Below are 16,996 nucleotides of genomic sequence, written 5' to 3' on the forward strand. Positions count from 1 at the left end.
GACTAAAGATCCAATGACACAATTTACAACCTTAAAATACTAATGACTAATGACAGCAAAGCAAATGACTAATGACCAAATAAAATGATTAAGAATTACCTTAAGATCGCCTGGCGAAACATCTGGAAAAACAAGGTTTTTTCGGCTATAAATATTATTGGTCTTTCCGTTGGAATGGCAGCCTGTATTGTTATCATGCTGTTTGTTTCGTACGAAAAAAGTTTCGACAACTTTCATACAAAAAACATTTACAAGCTTGATGAAGTGCAAAAATTTCCCGGTATGGTATCGTCACAAAAGGTGGGACTATCCATGTTCCCGATGGGGCCAGCATTGCAGGCTGATTTTCCGGAAGTTACAAATTTCACCCGCATCAGGTGGCAGGAGAAATTCCAGCTTACTTTTGGCGAAAAAAGAGTTTTTATTCCGGAGGCTTTTTTTGTTGATACTACTTTTTTGAACATATTTGATTTTAAGCTGATAAAGGGAGATAGAGCTACTGCATTATTGAAACAACATAGCGTTGTACTCACTGAAGAAACTGCTGAAAAAATATTTGGGAAGGATGATCCTATCGGAAAAACGATAACCCATTACGGAGGTGATACCACAACCTATGCGGTAACAGGGATTGCTGCCAATCCTCCAAAAAACTCACATTTACAATTTGACGCCTTATTTTCATTTAATACAACCTTTAAGCCCTGGATGTTTACCAACTGGGGCGGTAACTGGTTAGATACTTATTTGGTATTAGCGCCCGGCACTAATGCTAAAACCTTTGAGGCAAAAATGCCGGCCTATCTTAAAAAACATATGAAAGGGGATGGCTGGAAATATTATGAGTTATTTTATTTGCCGATTAAAGATATTCACGCTAATTCAGCAACAATAGGACTCGACTATCTTAACTATCAGAAGTTCGATAAAAACTTAACCAATTTATTTCTGGCTATAGCGCTTATTGTACTGGTAATTGCGTGTATAAACTTCATCAACCTTTCAACCGCACGATCAGCGGAAAGAGCTAAAGAGGTGGGGATCCGCAAATCTATCGGAGCATACCGTTTTCAGCTGGCAATCCAGTTTTTAGGCGAAACAGTAATGCTGGCATTAATAGCATTAGTATTTGCAATAGTACTGGTTGAAATTGCGCTGCCATTTATCAATAGCTTAAGCCACCGTGATTTGAGCCTTCCTATTTTTAGTAATATAGGAGTAGCCTTATTAATTATTGCCTGTACAGCTGTTGTGGGCTTAATTTCAGGCATCTATCCGGCTGCATATTTATCCGGTTTTCAGCCCGCGAAAGTTTTAAAGGGTTCCATCCAAACAGGTAAAAATAAGGGTCTATTAAGAAATATTTTGGTGGTAGGCCAATTTACCAGCGCCATCTTCCTGATGATAGCCACTGTGCTTGTGGTTAAGCAATTATATTTTATGCAGCACCAGGATCCGGGCTTCAGCAAAGATCAGGTGGTTACCGTTCCACTGAACATGGTTTCACCAGCTAAATATGATCTTTTAAAACAGCAGCTGTTAACCAGTAATCTGGTAAAAGGCGTAACCGCTGCACAGGACAATTTAGGGAGCCATTTAGATCAGTCGGGAATAGAATTCAGACCATCGGATGCTCCTAAACGGCAATTAACGGCAACAAGACTTATAACTGATGCAGACTACCTGAAGTTATATAAGATCAAGCTTTTGATGGGCCAACACTTTTCGGGAGAGAAACCGCAGGAGGGAAGGGAGTACATTATAAATGAAGCCCTGGCAAAAGAATTATTAAAAGATCAGCCTAAAAAGCCTTTGTCATCATTAATAGGACAAACATTCGGGTACGATTCATTGGGCACCATAAAAGGAATAGCTAAGGATTTCAACTTTAATTCGCTGCATTACAAAATTGAGACTTTGTTTATGCTGAGCTATAAGGGCGATGGATTTAGCACCATGTCTGTTAAAATAAATGGCGACGAAACAAGCAAGGCGCTGGATTTTATAAAAAATACGTGGAAAAGCACCGTGCCCGATATTCCATTTGAATACCAGTTTCTGGACGATCATTTTAACGAGGTTTACCATGTTGATGACCAGGTAAGCAAAATTGTAGGGATCCTGGCAGGCCTGATCATCATTATATCTTGCCTTGGTTTATTCGGGCTTGCATCGTATTCGGCAGAAAAACGGATAAAGGAGATAGGAGTGCGTAAGGTGCTGGGTGCATCGGTACAAAATATTACGATATTGCTATCAAAAAACTTTCTCAAATTAGTAATCATAGCAAATGTTATAGCCTGGCCAATTGCATGGTTTGTTATGTACAACTGGCTGCAGGATTTTGCTTACCGTATAAGTATCCAGTGGTGGATCTTTATTGTAGCGGGGATCCTTTCTATATTGATCGCGTTTTTTACGGTAAGCTTTCAATCAATTAAAGCAGCGGTTACCAACCCGGTGAAGAGTCTTAGAAGTGAGTAGGCAGTGGGCAGTTAAAATTTACACGCACAGGAATCTGTTTCCCAATCTTTCGGTCTTTCGGACTTTCCGACTTTCGGACTCAAAGATTGTATCATAACCGTACGCCCCATGTTACATAAGCGAACAGTTTTTACTTAAAGTTTAATTCGCAATTATCTGATATATAGCAATTTAAAAGTTTGGTATGTTATTGATACTTATGTACCAGAATATGGGAAAGCTATAGTTAATTCAAATACTTATTTAATAAATTAGCAACTCAATAATTCACTAAATCACTAATTCAATAATTTATAACAAATGTTATCACTTCAGCATATTTCGAAATTCTACCAGGCCGGCGGCAACAAGAACATTGTACTTAACGATATTAACATTGAGGTTGACGAAGGCGAGTTTATCTCTATTATGGGTCCGTCAGGTTCGGGCAAATCAACATTACTTAATGTTATCGGCATGCTTGATGAGCAGTCAGAAGGATATCATTATTTTGTAGGAAATGCAGTACATCAGCTTAAAGACAAACAGCGCTCAGCACTGTATAAACAATATATTGGTTTTGTTTTCCAGGCATATCATCTTATTGATGAGCTTACCGTATATGAAAACATAGAGACCCCGCTAATTTACCAGGATTATAAAGGAGCCGAGCGTAAAGCCATGGTTGCCGATATGCTCGACCGTTTTCAGATAGTTGGTAAAAAAGATCTTTTCCCGGCACAATTATCCGGCGGACAGCAACAGCTGGTAGGCATTGCCCGGGCGCTGATTGCCAAACCTAAATTGTTACTGGCTGATGAACCTACAGGTAACTTAAATTCAAAACAAGGCGAAGAAATAATGGAACTGTTCCGTAAGCTTAATAAGGAAGATGGGGTTACTATAATACAGGTAACGCACTCCGAAAAAAATGCCGAGTATGGTTCCCGAATTATTAACCTTTTAGACGGTAAAGTAGAATCATCAAGAAAGTTCTAACCCGAAATAAATATCACAGAAATCATGTTTTTTAAAAAAATACCACTACTACTTTTATTTTTATCAATAACTGCACTGACAAAGGCCCAGCAACAAACACAGGTACAGGACAGCGTTTTAACGCTGCAGCAATGTGTCGATATAGCCATAAAAAATAACCTTGACGTAAAGAAAAGCGAAACACAAATGGCAAGGGACCGGATTGCTTGGCAACAAGCACGCGCAAACCTTCTCCCAAATTTGAATGCTAATTCTTCTTACAATATTAGTTACGGGCGTGGTACTAATACATCAGGCGTTACAGTTAGTGCCGCCCAAACAAAATTTGCCAATTTTTCTCTTAATAGCAATTTTCTTTTATTCAATGGTTTAAATGCAATAAATAGCATTAAGCAAAATTCCTTAGCTTACCAGGCAGGGAAAATGGATTTTCAGCAGGTAAAAGACGAAACTACTTTAAATATAATTGCTTTGTATTTCTCTGTTCTAAATACCGAGGATCAGCTTACCCAGGCTAACCTGCAATTTGAAGCTACAAAAGTAAACCTTGAGCGCGAGACCACACTGAACAATGCAGGTAGCGTAGCACCTGCAGAATACTACAATATTAAAGGCGCACACAGTACCGACCAAATAAATGTTTACAATGCCCAAACAGCAGTTTTAACGGCCAAAATAAATTTATTAGAAGCAATGAATGTGCCTTTTAAAAAGGATGTTAAACTTCAAAGGCTGCAGGCTGGGCAGTCACCTGCAATTTATACCCAACAGTCGGATGAAATATATTCATCAGCGTTAAATAGTTTAGCAATGGTTAAAGCAGCGGATCTGCGTGTCAAAGCAGCAGAAAAGGAAGTACTGGCAGCAAAAGGCAAGTATTATCCAACTTTATCATTCGGTTACGGTTATAATACGCAATATTCAAATAGCTTCAATGGCAACACACCACCTGCAAGTTTTAGTTCGCAATTCAGAGACAATAAATCTTACGGGCCCAGCCTCAATTTATCGGTACCTATTTTGAATTATTTTCAAACCAGAAATAATGTAAAGCTGGCCAAACTGGATTTGATAGATGCAAAAGATAACAATAATTTCACACAAGTTCAGCTTAAACAGCAGATTGACCAGGCACACGCGAATATGACTAATGCCTATGATCGTTTGCAGGAACTTAACCAGCAGGTGGCAACCTACCAGGCAGCATACGATGCTACAAAAGTCAAGTTCGATGCAGGGGTTATAACATCCGACTTGTTTATATTAGCAAAAAACAACCTTGATGCGGCTAACACCAACTTAATTAATGCGCGGTACGACTATTTAATCCGCACAAAAATATTAGATTACTACCAGGGGAAACTGGCATTTTAAACTTTAAAAATTCTTTTTTTTGGATTAGTAAAATTTATTCTAATTTTATTCCAGAATCTACCAAATATCCGGTTTGCATTAAAACTAAACAATGCAGACCGGATATTGCTAATTTTGGGGGCCCCTAAAGAAATTCAAAACAAAACAGTCAACATTAGCCTTTATTAACTATGAAAAAACTTATCCTCACCCTAACAATTCTTGCAGCAGCTTTTACTTTTACATCGGCCCAGGTACTACCGTCATTTCAATTAGGTATTAAGGGGGGCGTAAATCTTTCCAAGCTTAATTATTCAGGTTCAACATTTAACAGCAGTAACCGCGCCGGCTATTTAGGCGGTTTATGGGCAAGGGTTGGAGCTTTAGGCTTTAACTTTCAGCCGGAACTTTACCTAACCGCTAAAAATGTTGAGATCTCTGATAATGGCACCTCTGTAAAGGCAAAATTTACAAGTCTGGATGTTCCGCTTTTATTTGGTGGTAAAGTTGGTGCTTTTGGATTTGGCGGCCGCTTTTATACAGGTCCTTTGGTATCTTTCGCAATTAATAAAGATAATAGCCTGGGAAACGCTTTTGGTAATGCAACGTCTTTCAATTATAAGGATCAAAACTTTGCATGGGTGTTCGGTGCAGGTGTTGACATTAAAAATATCTCTATTGATCTGCGATACGAGGCTGGGCTAACCAAACAAACATTTGGCGATTCGCATACCAGGGTTAGCTTGTTTAATTTAAGCCTTGCTGTGCCTTTAATTAAAATATAAGCGATCAGATTGCTAACAACTGATCTTTAATTTATACAAAAGGTCTGCCCCAACAAGGTAGGCCTTTTGTTTTATAAGCTTTGACACGGTTGTGACTTTTCTAAACGTGCAGGTTTAGTATTATATTTATATAGCTAATTATCAATTTATACTTATTGTACGGATTGCACATATCTTTATAAACCATTTATACTATAAATACCTATCCTAATGAATAAAAAATATTACTTCTCTATAGTGTCCCGAATGTGGCTGCTGGCTGCTATGGTAGTTTTTATTATTCCAACCGCCTTTTCCCAGGAAGCCACAGTAAATGAAAGCGTAAATATCCGGTTAAATCAAATAGGCTTTTATCCGGAGGGATTAAAGACAGGTATTATTTTAAACAGCAAAAGCAATGCTTTTTATATTCAAACTTTAGATAAGAAAAATGCATTTACAGGCAAATTGAAAAAATCAATTAAGCCGGGTTTAAACGGTTATTTTACAGATATAGCCGATTTTACAGCTTACAATAAGCCAGGTAAATATTTGCTATATGTACCTGGTTCAGGTTATTCTTATCCTTTCGAAATTAAGCGGTCAGTTCATCGTAATGTTGCAGCTGCAGGTATAAAAGCTTATTATTTTATGCGCGCTTCAATTGCCCTTAAAGAAAAATATGCGGGCAAATGGAGTAGGGCAGAAGGGCATCCGGATACCAATGTATCGATCCATCCATCAGCAGCAAGTGATAAGCGTTTGTCAGGCATATCAATTTCTTCGCCGGGGGGATGGTATGATGCAGGCGACTATAACAAATACGTTGTAAACAGCGGGATTACTACAAGCACCTTATTATCACTATACGAAGACTTCCCTGCTTACATGAAAACTGTTAAGCTAAACATTCCTGAAAGCGGGAATAAGATCCCGGATGTTTTGAACGAAGTGCTGTGGAACCTGCGGTGGATGCTTACCATGCAGGACCCTAATGATGGCGGTGTTTATCATAAGCTGACCAATGCCGCATTTGATAAAATGGAAATGCCTGAAAAAGGCACTGAGCCACGCTATGTTGTACAGAAAGGAACAGCTGCTGCGCTTGATTTTGCAGCAGTTATGGCACAGGCAAGCCGGATCTTCAAAAAGTTCCCAAAGGAGCTTCCGGGTTTGGCGGATTCATGCTTAACACAGGCGGGCAAAGCATGGGAATGGGCGATTAAAAACCCAAACGTTGCTTACAACCAGGATGCCATGAACCAAAAAATTGAACCTAAAATAACAACGGGTGCCTATGGCGACAGAGACTTTAGTGATGAATTTATTTGGGCTGCATCAGAATTATGCGTCAGTACCCAAAAACCGGAATTTTTAAAGGCAGTGAATCTTTTGCCTGATACCAATATGCCAATACCAACCTGGAGCCAGGTAAGATTGTTAGGGTACTATACATTGATAAAAAACGGTAATTCATTGGGTGTAAATGCACCAAAAGAATTACCGGAGCTCAAAAAGAGGTTGCTTGCCTTGGCTGACAATTTGATTAGCGGGGCAGATGGAACAGCTTATAAAACAGTAATGACAAAATCAGTCCGCCATTTTGGATGGGGAAGTAACTCCGAGGCAGCTAATGAAGGTGTCGCACTGATCCGGGCTTACAAGTTATCACCCAATAAAAAATACCTTGATTTTGCCCTTGCCAATCTTGATTATATTTTAGGCCGCAATGGATCAGGCTATTGTTATGTAACCGGTTATGGGAGCAAAACGCCTATGCATCCGCATCACAGGCCATCAGTTGCTGATGGTATTGTCGACCCAATCCCAGGCTTATTAGTTGGTGGCCCTAATCCTGGTATGCAGGATATGATCCGGGTTCCATCCATTGTGCCTGATGAGGCTTATATTGACGATGAACGGGCTTATGCAGCAAATGAAATAGCTATTAACTGGAACGCCCCGTTTGCCTATTTAGCCAATGCAATTGAAGCGCTCCAAAGTAAATTATAGGCACATGATAATAAATGTTAAATAAACACTTTATTTTAAGACCCTGATCATATATTTGTTTAACCAAATTTATAATCTAAAAAATACAGCCATGAAAAAAAGGTGGTGGGTTTACTGCAGTTCAATATTATTGATTTTAGCCTGTTCAAATAAAGCAGGCACGCCACAGCCCGAAACTTACAAGCCGCCTGTCGTATCATCTACTTTTGCCAAGGGAGCTGATATCAGTTGGGTTACGCAAATGGAGTCGTCAGGTGTAAAGTTTTATGATAAAACGGGTAAGCAGCAAGACCTTTTTATTTTAATGAAAAGCCTTGGGTTTAATTCTATCAGGCTGCGTGCCTGGGTTAACCCAGCCGGGGGATGGAACAACACCGCCGACCTAATTGCAAAAGCATTGCGCGCCAAAAGTGCAGGCCTGAAGATTATGATAGATTTTCATTATAGCGATAGCTGGGCCGACCCGGGCAAACAATACAAACCGGCGGCCTGGGCGGCACTTGATATGGCGGGATTAGAAACCGCGGTACATAATTACACAGTTGATGTAATGAATACGCTTAAAACCAATGGAATTACTCCCGATTGGGTGCAGGTTGGCAATGAAACCAACGACGGGATGCTTTGGGAAGATGGACGCGCATCAAAAAACATGGCAAACTTTGCTGCTCTTATAAAAAGTGGCTATTCCGCAGTAAAATCAGTAAGCAGTACTACTAAGGTTATTGTTCATATTTCGAACGGGTTTGATAATGGCCTGTTTCGCTGGATGTTTGACGGGTTAAAGGCGAACGGCGCGCAATGGGATATTATCGGCATGTCGCTTTACCCATCAACCGATAATTGGTCTGCTTTAAACAGCCAGTGCCTGTCAAATATAAACGATATGGTAACCCGCTACTCAACACCATGCATGGTGGTTGAGGTGGGAATGAATGCAGCAGCTACAACTACGGCAAGGAGTTTCCTTTCGGATATTATTACCAAAACAAATTCTATCGCAAATGGCAATGGCCTTGGCGTTTTTTACTGGGAGCCCGAAGCTTATAACTGGCAGGGGTATGGCCTTGGCGCTTTTGACAATAGCGGAAAACCTACCATAGCTTTAGATGCGTTTGGAAACTGATATCCTATGCAAGGGTAAGGGCAGTAACAACCAATACAACGCAAAAGCAAAGCATAAGCACAATTACATACATAAAATACATGCCTATAAGTTTAGTTATGGTTCTGAATATATTCCGTTTGTAAACAACCCTTAATGAGCGATAGATGTACCATACAATATAAAAAAACGCAAAACCGCCAATTAAGCCCTGCCACCACTCTACGGATGGAGCTATCAATTGCAGCAGCATAATAAACGCCAAAAATATGAACAGGAAACAATGCAAATGAAGCGAATATATCAGATGTTCAACATAGAATTTTTTATTGCGCCAAAAAGTAACCTTTAATATCAATGCAAACAGTGGAAGCATCAGGAACATCATTTTTGGGATGTTATGTTTTAGCTCATCAAAAAATACTTCTTTTGATCTTGTTCCGTACTTAGCTTTATATTCAAACCCTTTTTTGTTGATCAGCCTGTCAAAAAAGCCATCCCGTTTCCCCTCTGGCAGTTTTTGTTGATTAGCAATGTATTGGGCATAAGTGGTGTCATCAGAAAATACAAGCAAACCCGATTTATACCTTTTGACAACCTTCTCATCAGAAGTAAGGTCCTTTTTTACACCGTCTTTTTTGATCTTATCTAACAATGCCTTTTTCTGGGCGGCGCTCAGGCTATGATTTTTAAGAACGGCATTATTAACGGAATCAATAAGTTTTGATGATGTTACCGGTTTATTAGGCGTTTCATTAACCTTTACAACGTCGTGCCCGGTTTTAAACAGCAGTAAGAAGTAAACAATGCTGATAAAAATATACATTTTAACCGGGTGCAAATACTGTGCGCGCCGGCCGGCCATATATTCATTGGTAAGATAACCAGGTTTAAAAAGCAGCGGTTTTAATGTGTGAAAAAACTGATGATCGAAATGAAAGTAGTCGCTTACGGCATGGTTCATCATGTGGCCAAAACTTTCCTTTAGCTCCAGGTTTTCCTGCCCGCAGTTATGGCAAAATTTCCCCTCTAATAAAGTACCGCAGTTAAGACAGTCGTTTTCCTGCCTGTAATGTTTTTTCATCTTTAGTGTTGAAGAAATTGTTTAGGCATGTTCTATAGCAAGCTTAAGTGCTGCATTGTGTTTATATCTGAATACAAAAGGAAAGATCACGGCGATCACTAAAGCATATCCCGCAAAAGTAAGCCAGATGCCCTGCCAGTTTTTGCTTTGATCAGCATGGGTAAAAAATTTATCAATAATTACACCGCTTGTAAAACTCCCAAACAATGCGCCAAAACCGTTCACCATCATCATAAATAAACCCTGTGCGCTGCCTCTTATTTCAGGCGGCACCTGTGTTTCAACAAATAAGGAGCCTGAAATATTAAAGAAATCAAACGCCATACCATATACGATGCAAGACAGCACTATCATCCATAATCCGCCGGCGGGATCTCCAAAGGCAAAAAGACCAAACCGTAACACCCAGGCTAACATACTAAACAACATTACATATTTAATCCCGAATTTCCGGAGAAAGAATGGAATAGCCAAAATAAAGAGTGTTTCAGAGATCTGCGATATGGACATAATAATAGCAGGATATTTAACAGCAATAGAGCCCTTATATTCAGCTACATTTTTAAAGTCGTGGATAAAAGTATCGCCATAGGCATTGGTAAGTTGAAGCGCTGCACCTAAAAGCATTGAGAATGCAAAAAAGATAGCAAACCTTGGAGTTTTAAATAAGGCAAAGGCATTTAACCCCAATGAATTCACAAGTGATTTATTGTCAGTTTTATTAAAAAGAGGGGGGCACTTAGGTAGCGTGAACGCATAGATTCCCAGAGTCAACGCTACTGCCGAGGCGATATAGAACTGGTTTGCAGATGTTTCATTATGTGTAATGCTTACAGTCCATAATGCGGCAATAAAGCCGATAGTGCCCCAGATGCGAATCGGAGGATATTCTGTAACTACATCAATATTGCTCCTTTTTAAGGCTGAATAGGCAACAGTTATTGATAGGGATAGGGTCGGCATATAGAATACCATATTCAATAAAATTACCCAAAAAAAAGTTGTGGGGTTAGTTACCATAGGTAAACTAAATAATGTTAGCGCCCCCAGTACATGCATTACACCATATAGCTTTTCAGCATTGATATATCTGTCGGCGATAATCCCGGTAAGGGCTGGCATAAAAATCGCAGAAATGCCCATCGTAGAAAATATGGCTCCGAATTGCGCCCCCGACCACTGTTTGTTTTGAAACCAGTATGCGCCAATGGTAAGCAACCATGCTCCCCATATAAAAAACTGCATAAAGTTCATCAGTATTAAGCGAAACTTAATATTCATATGTTACCAATTTAAACAAGGTATATTCAGCATTATATTAAAATCGGAAAGTAATGAAATAAATGTGAATCAGGAAACTATAAAACGTAGTATTAACGTAAAATAGAATAAAATTTAGACTATTTGCTAGCGGGTATTAATCGGAATATCTAAGGTTCAGGATGCTTTCCTGCGATTGAGCTCATCGCGTATTTTGGCAGCTTTTTCGTATGATTCTTCCGCCAGGGCTTCCTGTAATTTTGTTTTTAGCTCATCAACGCTTAGCGAGGTAAAACTACTTGTTGATGTAGTTCCTGAAGGTTTGTCATCCTTGGTTTCATTAATGTTTTCAAGGTAAACAAAATCATTCCCTTCAATTACTATCCCTGCGGTTGAAAGTATAAACTCAAAAGTGTAGATAGGACAGTCAAACCGCACGGCAACGGCTATGGCATCGCTCGTACGTGCGTCAATTTCAACAACCTTTTTCCCATCGGTACAAATAAGCTTGGAGTAAAAGATCCCATCAACCAGGTTATAAATAATAATTTCCTGAATCTTGATGTTGTATGCCTCGCCAAGGCTTTTAAAAAGATCATGAGTGAGCGGACGACTGGGTGTCATCTTCTCGATCTCAATAGCAATTGCCTGTGCTTCAAAGCTTCCAATAATAATCGGGAGCCTTCTGCGGCCGCTAACCTCGCCCAAAACCAAAGCATAGGCACCAGACTGCGTTTGGCTATATGACAAGCCAACAATGTCCAGTTTTATTTTTTTCATATCATTACCCATCACTACAGATTCTTTTTTTTATGCTGATGCTTTATATTCTTTAACAGCTGCAATTAATTTTGGTACCACTTCAAAAGCATCACCAACAATGCCATAGTCAGCTACTTTAAAAAACGGGGCCTCCGGGTCTTTGTTTATAACAACAATTACTTTTGATGAACTAACCCCCGCAAGATGTTGTATCGCACCCGAAATTCCTATTGCAATATACAAATTTGGACTAACAGCAATACCTGTTTGGCCAACATGTTCGCTATGCGGGCGCCAGCCGTTATCTGATACCGGTTTTGAGCAGGCTAAAGCTGCGCCAAGTAAATCTGCAAGTTCTTCAACCATTCCCCAGTTTTCAGGGCCCTTAAGCCCACGACCTCCGGAAACTACTATATCAGCATCAGGTAATGAAACTTTATCAGTTGAGCGCACAATTTCCTTAATCATTGCTTTAAAATCCGAAGCATTACCTTCCACTGAGAAATCTTCAATAGCTGAAGAAACACTTTTTTCTACTACTTTGTAGGAATTTGGTGTTAACGAGATAACTTTGTTAGTTGATGTTAATTCAACAAGTGCAAATGCTTTTCCTGAAAATGCCGTTTTCTTAACGGTAAACTTTCCATTGCTTTGATCTGGCAACGATACTGCGCCATCTGCAAGTCCGGCTTCCAGCTTAACAGCAATTCGCGGTGCTAACCCACGACCCGAGAATGAGTTGGATAATACAACAATATCTGCACCCTGCTTTTTGGCGGCCTCTGCAATTACAGAAGCATATGCCTGGTTTATAAAGTTTTTTAGTTTCGCGGTCGAAACATTTAAAACCTTTTCTGCCCCGTATTTGCCAAGTGCAGTTAATTCTTCATCGCTTACGTCGCCAATGGAGATAGCAACCAAATTGGTATTATTCTGATCGGCAATGGCGCGGGCATATGAAACGGCTTCAAATGTTGATTTTTTGAATTTCCCGTCCGCGTTTTCCGTATAAATTAAAACTGACATATTGTTATAATAAGATCATAAATAGGATTAAGGCCTTTGTTAAATAACCCGTGCTTCTTCGTGCAACAGATCAACCAGCTTGGCAGTGTCATCTGCAGAAACCAGTTTTACCTGCCCGCGTGGTGCAGGTGTTTCATAACTAATAATTTCTGAAAATGTTTTAACTTCAACAGGTTCAATAACATTTAAAGGTTTGGTGCGTGCTGACATAATGCCCCGCATGTTTGGTATTTTGGGTTCTGCAACACCTTCTGCTGTACCGGCAACAATAGGCAGGGGGATGGTCAATACTTCTTTACCGCCTTCAATTTCACGTTCAACAGTTACCTTATCACCATCAAGATCTAGTTTTTTTATGATAGATACTGAAGGCAGATCCAAAAGTTCGCCAAGCATGCCGGCTACTTTTGAACCATTATAGTCAATTGATTCCCGCCCGGTTAATACCAGGTCAAAGGGATTTGCCTTGATATATTCGGCTACCTGGTATGCAACATACCATGCATCATGAGGTTTTGCATTTACACGCACAGCATCAGTAGCGCCAATAGCCAGCGCTTTGCGAATGGTAGGCTCTGTTGCTGCCTCACCTACATTTATTACTGTTATAGTGCCTTTACCGCCATCAGTCAGCTCAATTGCACGTGCTAATGCAATCTCATCGTAAGGGTTTAATATAAATTGAACACCGTTATTATTAAATTGGGTGTTATTATCAGTAAAAGTTATTTTTGTCGTTGTATCAGGGACATTGCTAATGCAAACCAGGATTTTCATCATATTGTTTTTTTAAAGATGAATACCTATTAAGTAAATGAACGAAATGCGTTTTTCAGTCATAAATAGGTTTATGCAAATTTAGTTAAAAAAGAGAGAGTTTAAAATGCAGATAAGCAGATTAGAGAAGCTATTGGAATTTATAAAGAATGAACCGGAAGATCCGTTTCTAAAGTATGCGCTGGCGACCGAGTATCTGCGTATTAATCAAACAGATAAGGCACTGGAATACTATGAAGACCTGGTAAATAATCATCGTGATTATGCAGGTACTTATTACCATTTAGGTAAATTGTATGAAGCATTGGGACGTAAACAGGACGCAATAAACACTTATGAAACCGGCATGAAGGTAACCCGTGATCAGCACGATAACCATGCTTTTTCGGAATTGCAGGGTGTTTATAACGAATTGACAGATGATTATTAGGGAGTTGATAGTTCATAGCAGAAAATTAATTAAGAAAGAAAGAAAGAGACAATATTCGTTCATTGCAGCTATCACCTATGAACTTTAATCCATGAACTACCAATTGAAGCTACTATGAACCAATGCACCAATGACTAACAAGCAGCTTATCTTTTTGCGTGATGTAACCTTATATACATTTACTGCTTTTGGCGGGCCACAGGCGCATATAGCTGTTTTGCTTCGTGAGTTTGTTGAAAAACGACGGTATATTACCGAGGAGGAGCTGATGGAGCTGAACGCTTTGGCTCAATTACTTCCCGGCCCTTCATCAACACAAACCCTTGTTGGTATAGCATGGAAGGTTGGAGGCTTGCGGCTAGCCATCATTACCTTCCTGATCTGGATCCTGCCATCTGCAACTATAATGTGCCTTGCAGCCATTAGCTATAACATGTTTGCCAACAAGGCTAAGTTTACTGAGATATTGCGCTTTATACAACCTATAGCTGTGGGTATTGTTGCTTATGCTACTTATTCATTTGCCAATAAGTTTTTAAAGACAAGGGTTAGCACGATGCTTGCAATAGGTTCACTTATTGCTACCCTTATTCTGCAAAATGCTTATGCTTTTCCTTTGCTTATTTTATTGGGAGGGATTATTTCATCGGCCTTAGAAACCCAGCCCCAGGAAAATGAGCTTCGGGTTAAACTGTTTTCAAACGTAAACCCAAATAAGGTAACTTATTTTATTGGCATCCTTTTATTTTTTGCTGCACTTGGTGCGCTTATAAACCAAACTTCGGTATTTAGCTTGCCTATCCGCCTGTTCGAAAACTTTTATCGCAACGGGATCCTTATTTTTGGCGGAGGACAGGTATTGGTACCGCTTATGTACACCGAGTTTGTAAGTGTTAAGCATTATCTTACAAGTTCAGAGTTTCTGTCAGGTTATGCATTGCAACAGGCTTTACCCGGCCCTACTTTTTCGTTTACCTCATTTTTAGGAGGCATTGCCATGGGCAATAAGGGTGGGGGAATAATCGGCCAGGTTTTTGGAAGCGTGGTGGCAGTTATCGGAATAAATTCTCCCGGACTTATACTGATCCTATTTATTGTTCCTTTTTGGAACGATCTTAAAAAAATTACCCGGATAAAAAACTCATTGAGCGGTATAAATGCTGTAGCTGTAGGTTTTATGGCTACCGCTTTAATATTATTGATAAGGCCTTTTGGTTTAAACTGGATGGCTTATTTAATTATGACTTGTTCGTTTTTAATTTTAAACTTCACCAAAATAAAAACGCCGGTAGTTATTATTATCGGCATTGTTTTGGGATTGATATTTTAGAGCAGGCCCACTAAAATGGAACCGATCCGTCATCATCATCCATTTGATCCATTTTAGATGGCCTGATAATAAAGTTACTTGGTTTTTCAAATTCATTTGAAGGAGTTAAACCAGAGAAAGCATTCGCTGGTGTAAATGAGCCGTCCATTCCCTGGTCTAAATCGGTAAACTTAACAAATTTACCCACAAACTTAAGTCGCACTCTTCCGGTCTCACCATTACGATGTTTTGCTATAATTACCTCACCTACACCGGCGGTTGGCATGTTATCTTCATCAACTTCCAACCCGTAATATTCGGGGCGATACAGGAATAATACCATATCTGCATCCTGCTCAATTGAACCAGATTCACGCAAATCTGAAAGCATCGGCCTTTTTGATCCACCAGGGCGGCTTTCAACAGCACGGCTTAATTGCGATAATGCTATAACCGGTACATTTAGTTCCTTAGCTACAGATTTTAATGCCCGTGAAATACTACCAATTTCCTGTTCGCGGTTACCGCCGCCTTTTGCATCAGCAGCCTTACCATGCATTAGTTGCAAATAATCTACGATGACCAACTGTATGTCATGCTGTGATTTTAAACGACGGCACTTGGCCCTGAACTCGAAAATGTTAAGGGCGGGGGTATCGTCAATAATTAAAGGAGCCTGTTCAAGCCGGCCAATTTTTGAGTGGATCTGCGCCCATTCCCATTCTTCCAGGTTACCTTTACGGATCTTTTCCTGTTCAATCTCAGTTTCACCGGATATTAAACGATTTACCAACTGAACCGAGGACATTTCGAGTGAGAACACAACAACAGGCTTATTAAAATCAACCGCGGCATTACGCGCACAGGTTAACACAAAGGCTGTTTTACCCATTGCAGGACGGGCAGCGATAATAACCAAATCAGATTTTTGCCAGCCTGAGGTCATGCGGTCAAGGTCTGTAAACCCTGAAGCAACACCGGTTAAGCCGTCTTTTTTATCTTTAAGTGCTTCAATATCCTTTAAAGCTTCATGCATCAGGTCATCCATCTTGCGCGAATCGCGGCGAAGGTTGTTTTGAGCAATTTCAAAAAGATTTTTTTCAGCCCTGTCTAACAGATCAAGCACGTCTGATGTATCTTCATATGCACTTTGGATAACATCCGTGGAGATCCTGATCAGTTCACGCTGGATAAATTTTTGGATAATGATCCTTGAGTGATATTCAATATTTGCTGCAGATGCAACACGATTGGTAAGTTCGGTAATATAATAGGCTCCACCTATCATTTCCAGCTCGCCCTGCTGCCTTAATTGAGCTGTAACAGTAAGAATATCCACCGGCGATGACTTTTCGAACAACATGCGGATAGCCGCAAATATTTTCTGGTGACTATCTTTATAAAAAACGTCAGCTTTTAAAATATCGATTACCGAAGATAATGCATCTTTCTCAAGCATTAGGGCACCCAATACAGCTTCTTCCAAATCAATTGCCTGGGGCGGAAGCTTCCCTAACCCGCTATAAGGGGTTGGGTTGGTTACTCTGTTTCTCCTGTCAGTATTTGGCTTATTGTACTGGTTATCGTTTTCCAAAATCATACTCAACAAAAATATACAAAAATTACCCGGAACCACATCAGATTAATTAAC

General features: G+C 39.8%; 14 protein-coding genes. 8 read left to right on the forward strand and 6 right to left on the reverse strand.

The window, feature by feature from the left end; translation table 11 throughout:
• The first annotated feature begins 84 nt into the window (after positions 1-84).
• The 6 genes from JWQ54_RS21565 (at position 85) to JWQ54_RS21590 (ending at position 8,718) form a co-directional block, all read left to right on the forward strand.
• Positions 85-2,484 (forward strand): ABC transporter permease, encoded by a 2,400-nt coding sequence (locus tag JWQ54_RS21565; RefSeq protein ID WP_299589222.1) that lies wholly within the window; start codon positions 85-87, stop codon positions 2,482-2,484.
• Between the two features lie 300 nt (positions 2,485-2,784).
• Positions 2,785-3,462, forward strand: a complete 678-nt coding sequence (locus tag JWQ54_RS21570; RefSeq protein ID WP_299589225.1) for an ABC transporter ATP-binding protein — start codon at positions 2,785-2,787, stop codon at positions 3,460-3,462.
• 24 nt (positions 3,463-3,486) lie between these two features.
• Positions 3,487-4,836 carry a TolC family protein gene (locus tag JWQ54_RS21575; RefSeq protein WP_299589228.1) on the forward strand — a complete coding sequence of 450 codons (1,350 nt, stop codon included), beginning with the start codon at positions 3,487-3,489 and terminating at the stop codon, positions 4,834-4,836.
• Between the two features lie 170 nt (positions 4,837-5,006).
• Positions 5,007-5,600 (forward strand): porin family protein, encoded by a 594-nt coding sequence (locus JWQ54_RS21580; RefSeq protein ID WP_299589231.1) that lies wholly within the window; start codon positions 5,007-5,009, stop codon positions 5,598-5,600.
• Positions 5,601-5,810: 210 nt separating this feature from the next.
• Positions 5,811-7,592, forward strand: a complete 1,782-nt coding sequence (locus JWQ54_RS21585; protein WP_299589234.1) for a glycoside hydrolase family 9 protein — start codon at positions 5,811-5,813, stop codon at positions 7,590-7,592.
• Positions 7,593-7,683: 91 nt separating this feature from the next.
• Positions 7,684-8,718 (forward strand): glycosyl hydrolase 53 family protein, encoded by a 1,035-nt coding sequence (locus JWQ54_RS21590; RefSeq protein WP_299589237.1) that lies wholly within the window; start codon positions 7,684-7,686, stop codon positions 8,716-8,718.
• A gap of 4 nt (positions 8,719-8,722) precedes the next feature.
• Here the strand turns inward: JWQ54_RS21590 and JWQ54_RS21595 are convergent, their stop codons facing one another.
• From JWQ54_RS21595 to JWQ54_RS21615, 5 genes are all read right to left on the reverse strand, one after another.
• Positions 8,723-9,781, reverse strand: a complete 1,059-nt coding sequence (locus JWQ54_RS21595) for a DUF3667 domain-containing protein (RefSeq protein ID WP_299589240.1) — start codon at positions 9,779-9,781, stop codon at positions 8,723-8,725.
• A 21-nt stretch (positions 9,782-9,802) separates the two neighbouring features.
• Complete coding sequence (locus JWQ54_RS21600) at positions 9,803-11,062, reverse strand: nucleoside permease (protein ID WP_299589242.1); 1,260 nt, start codon at positions 11,060-11,062, stop codon at positions 9,803-9,805.
• Positions 11,063-11,218: 156 nt separating this feature from the next.
• Entirely contained in the window at positions 11,219-11,821 is a 603-nt protein-coding gene (locus tag JWQ54_RS21605) for a bifunctional nuclease family protein (protein WP_299589245.1), read from the reverse strand.
• Between the two features lie 30 nt (positions 11,822-11,851).
• Positions 11,852-12,829, reverse strand: a complete 978-nt coding sequence (locus JWQ54_RS21610; protein ID WP_299589248.1) for an electron transfer flavoprotein subunit alpha/FixB family protein — start codon at positions 12,827-12,829, stop codon at positions 11,852-11,854.
• 39 nt (positions 12,830-12,868) lie between these two features.
• Positions 12,869-13,606: an electron transfer flavoprotein subunit beta/FixA family protein gene (locus tag JWQ54_RS21615; protein ID WP_299589307.1), complete on the reverse strand. Its 738-nt coding sequence runs from the start codon at positions 13,604-13,606 to the stop codon at positions 12,869-12,871.
• A gap of 106 nt (positions 13,607-13,712) precedes the next feature.
• Between JWQ54_RS21615 and JWQ54_RS21620 the strand changes: the two genes are divergently transcribed.
• Together JWQ54_RS21620 and chrA are read left to right on the forward strand one after the other, a co-directional pair.
• Positions 13,713-14,036, forward strand: coding sequence for a tetratricopeptide repeat protein (locus JWQ54_RS21620; protein WP_299589251.1), 324 nt, complete (start codon positions 13,713-13,715; stop codon positions 14,034-14,036).
• Positions 14,037-14,166: 130 nt separating this feature from the next.
• Complete coding sequence (gene chrA, locus JWQ54_RS21625; RefSeq protein ID WP_299589254.1) at positions 14,167-15,366, forward strand: chromate efflux transporter; 1,200 nt, start codon at positions 14,167-14,169, stop codon at positions 15,364-15,366.
• 10 nt (positions 15,367-15,376) lie between these two features.
• Here chrA and dnaB read toward each other — a convergent pair whose 3' ends face one another.
• A complete protein-coding gene (gene dnaB, locus JWQ54_RS21630; RefSeq protein ID WP_299589257.1) occupies positions 15,377-16,945 on the reverse strand; it encodes a replicative DNA helicase in 1,569 nt (522 codons plus the stop codon).
• Positions 16,946-16,996 lie beyond the last annotated feature (51 nt).

It is taken from the genome of Mucilaginibacter sp. (assembly GCF_028288225.1).
Taxonomy (GTDB): Bacteria; Bacteroidota; Bacteroidia; order Sphingobacteriales; family Sphingobacteriaceae; genus Mucilaginibacter.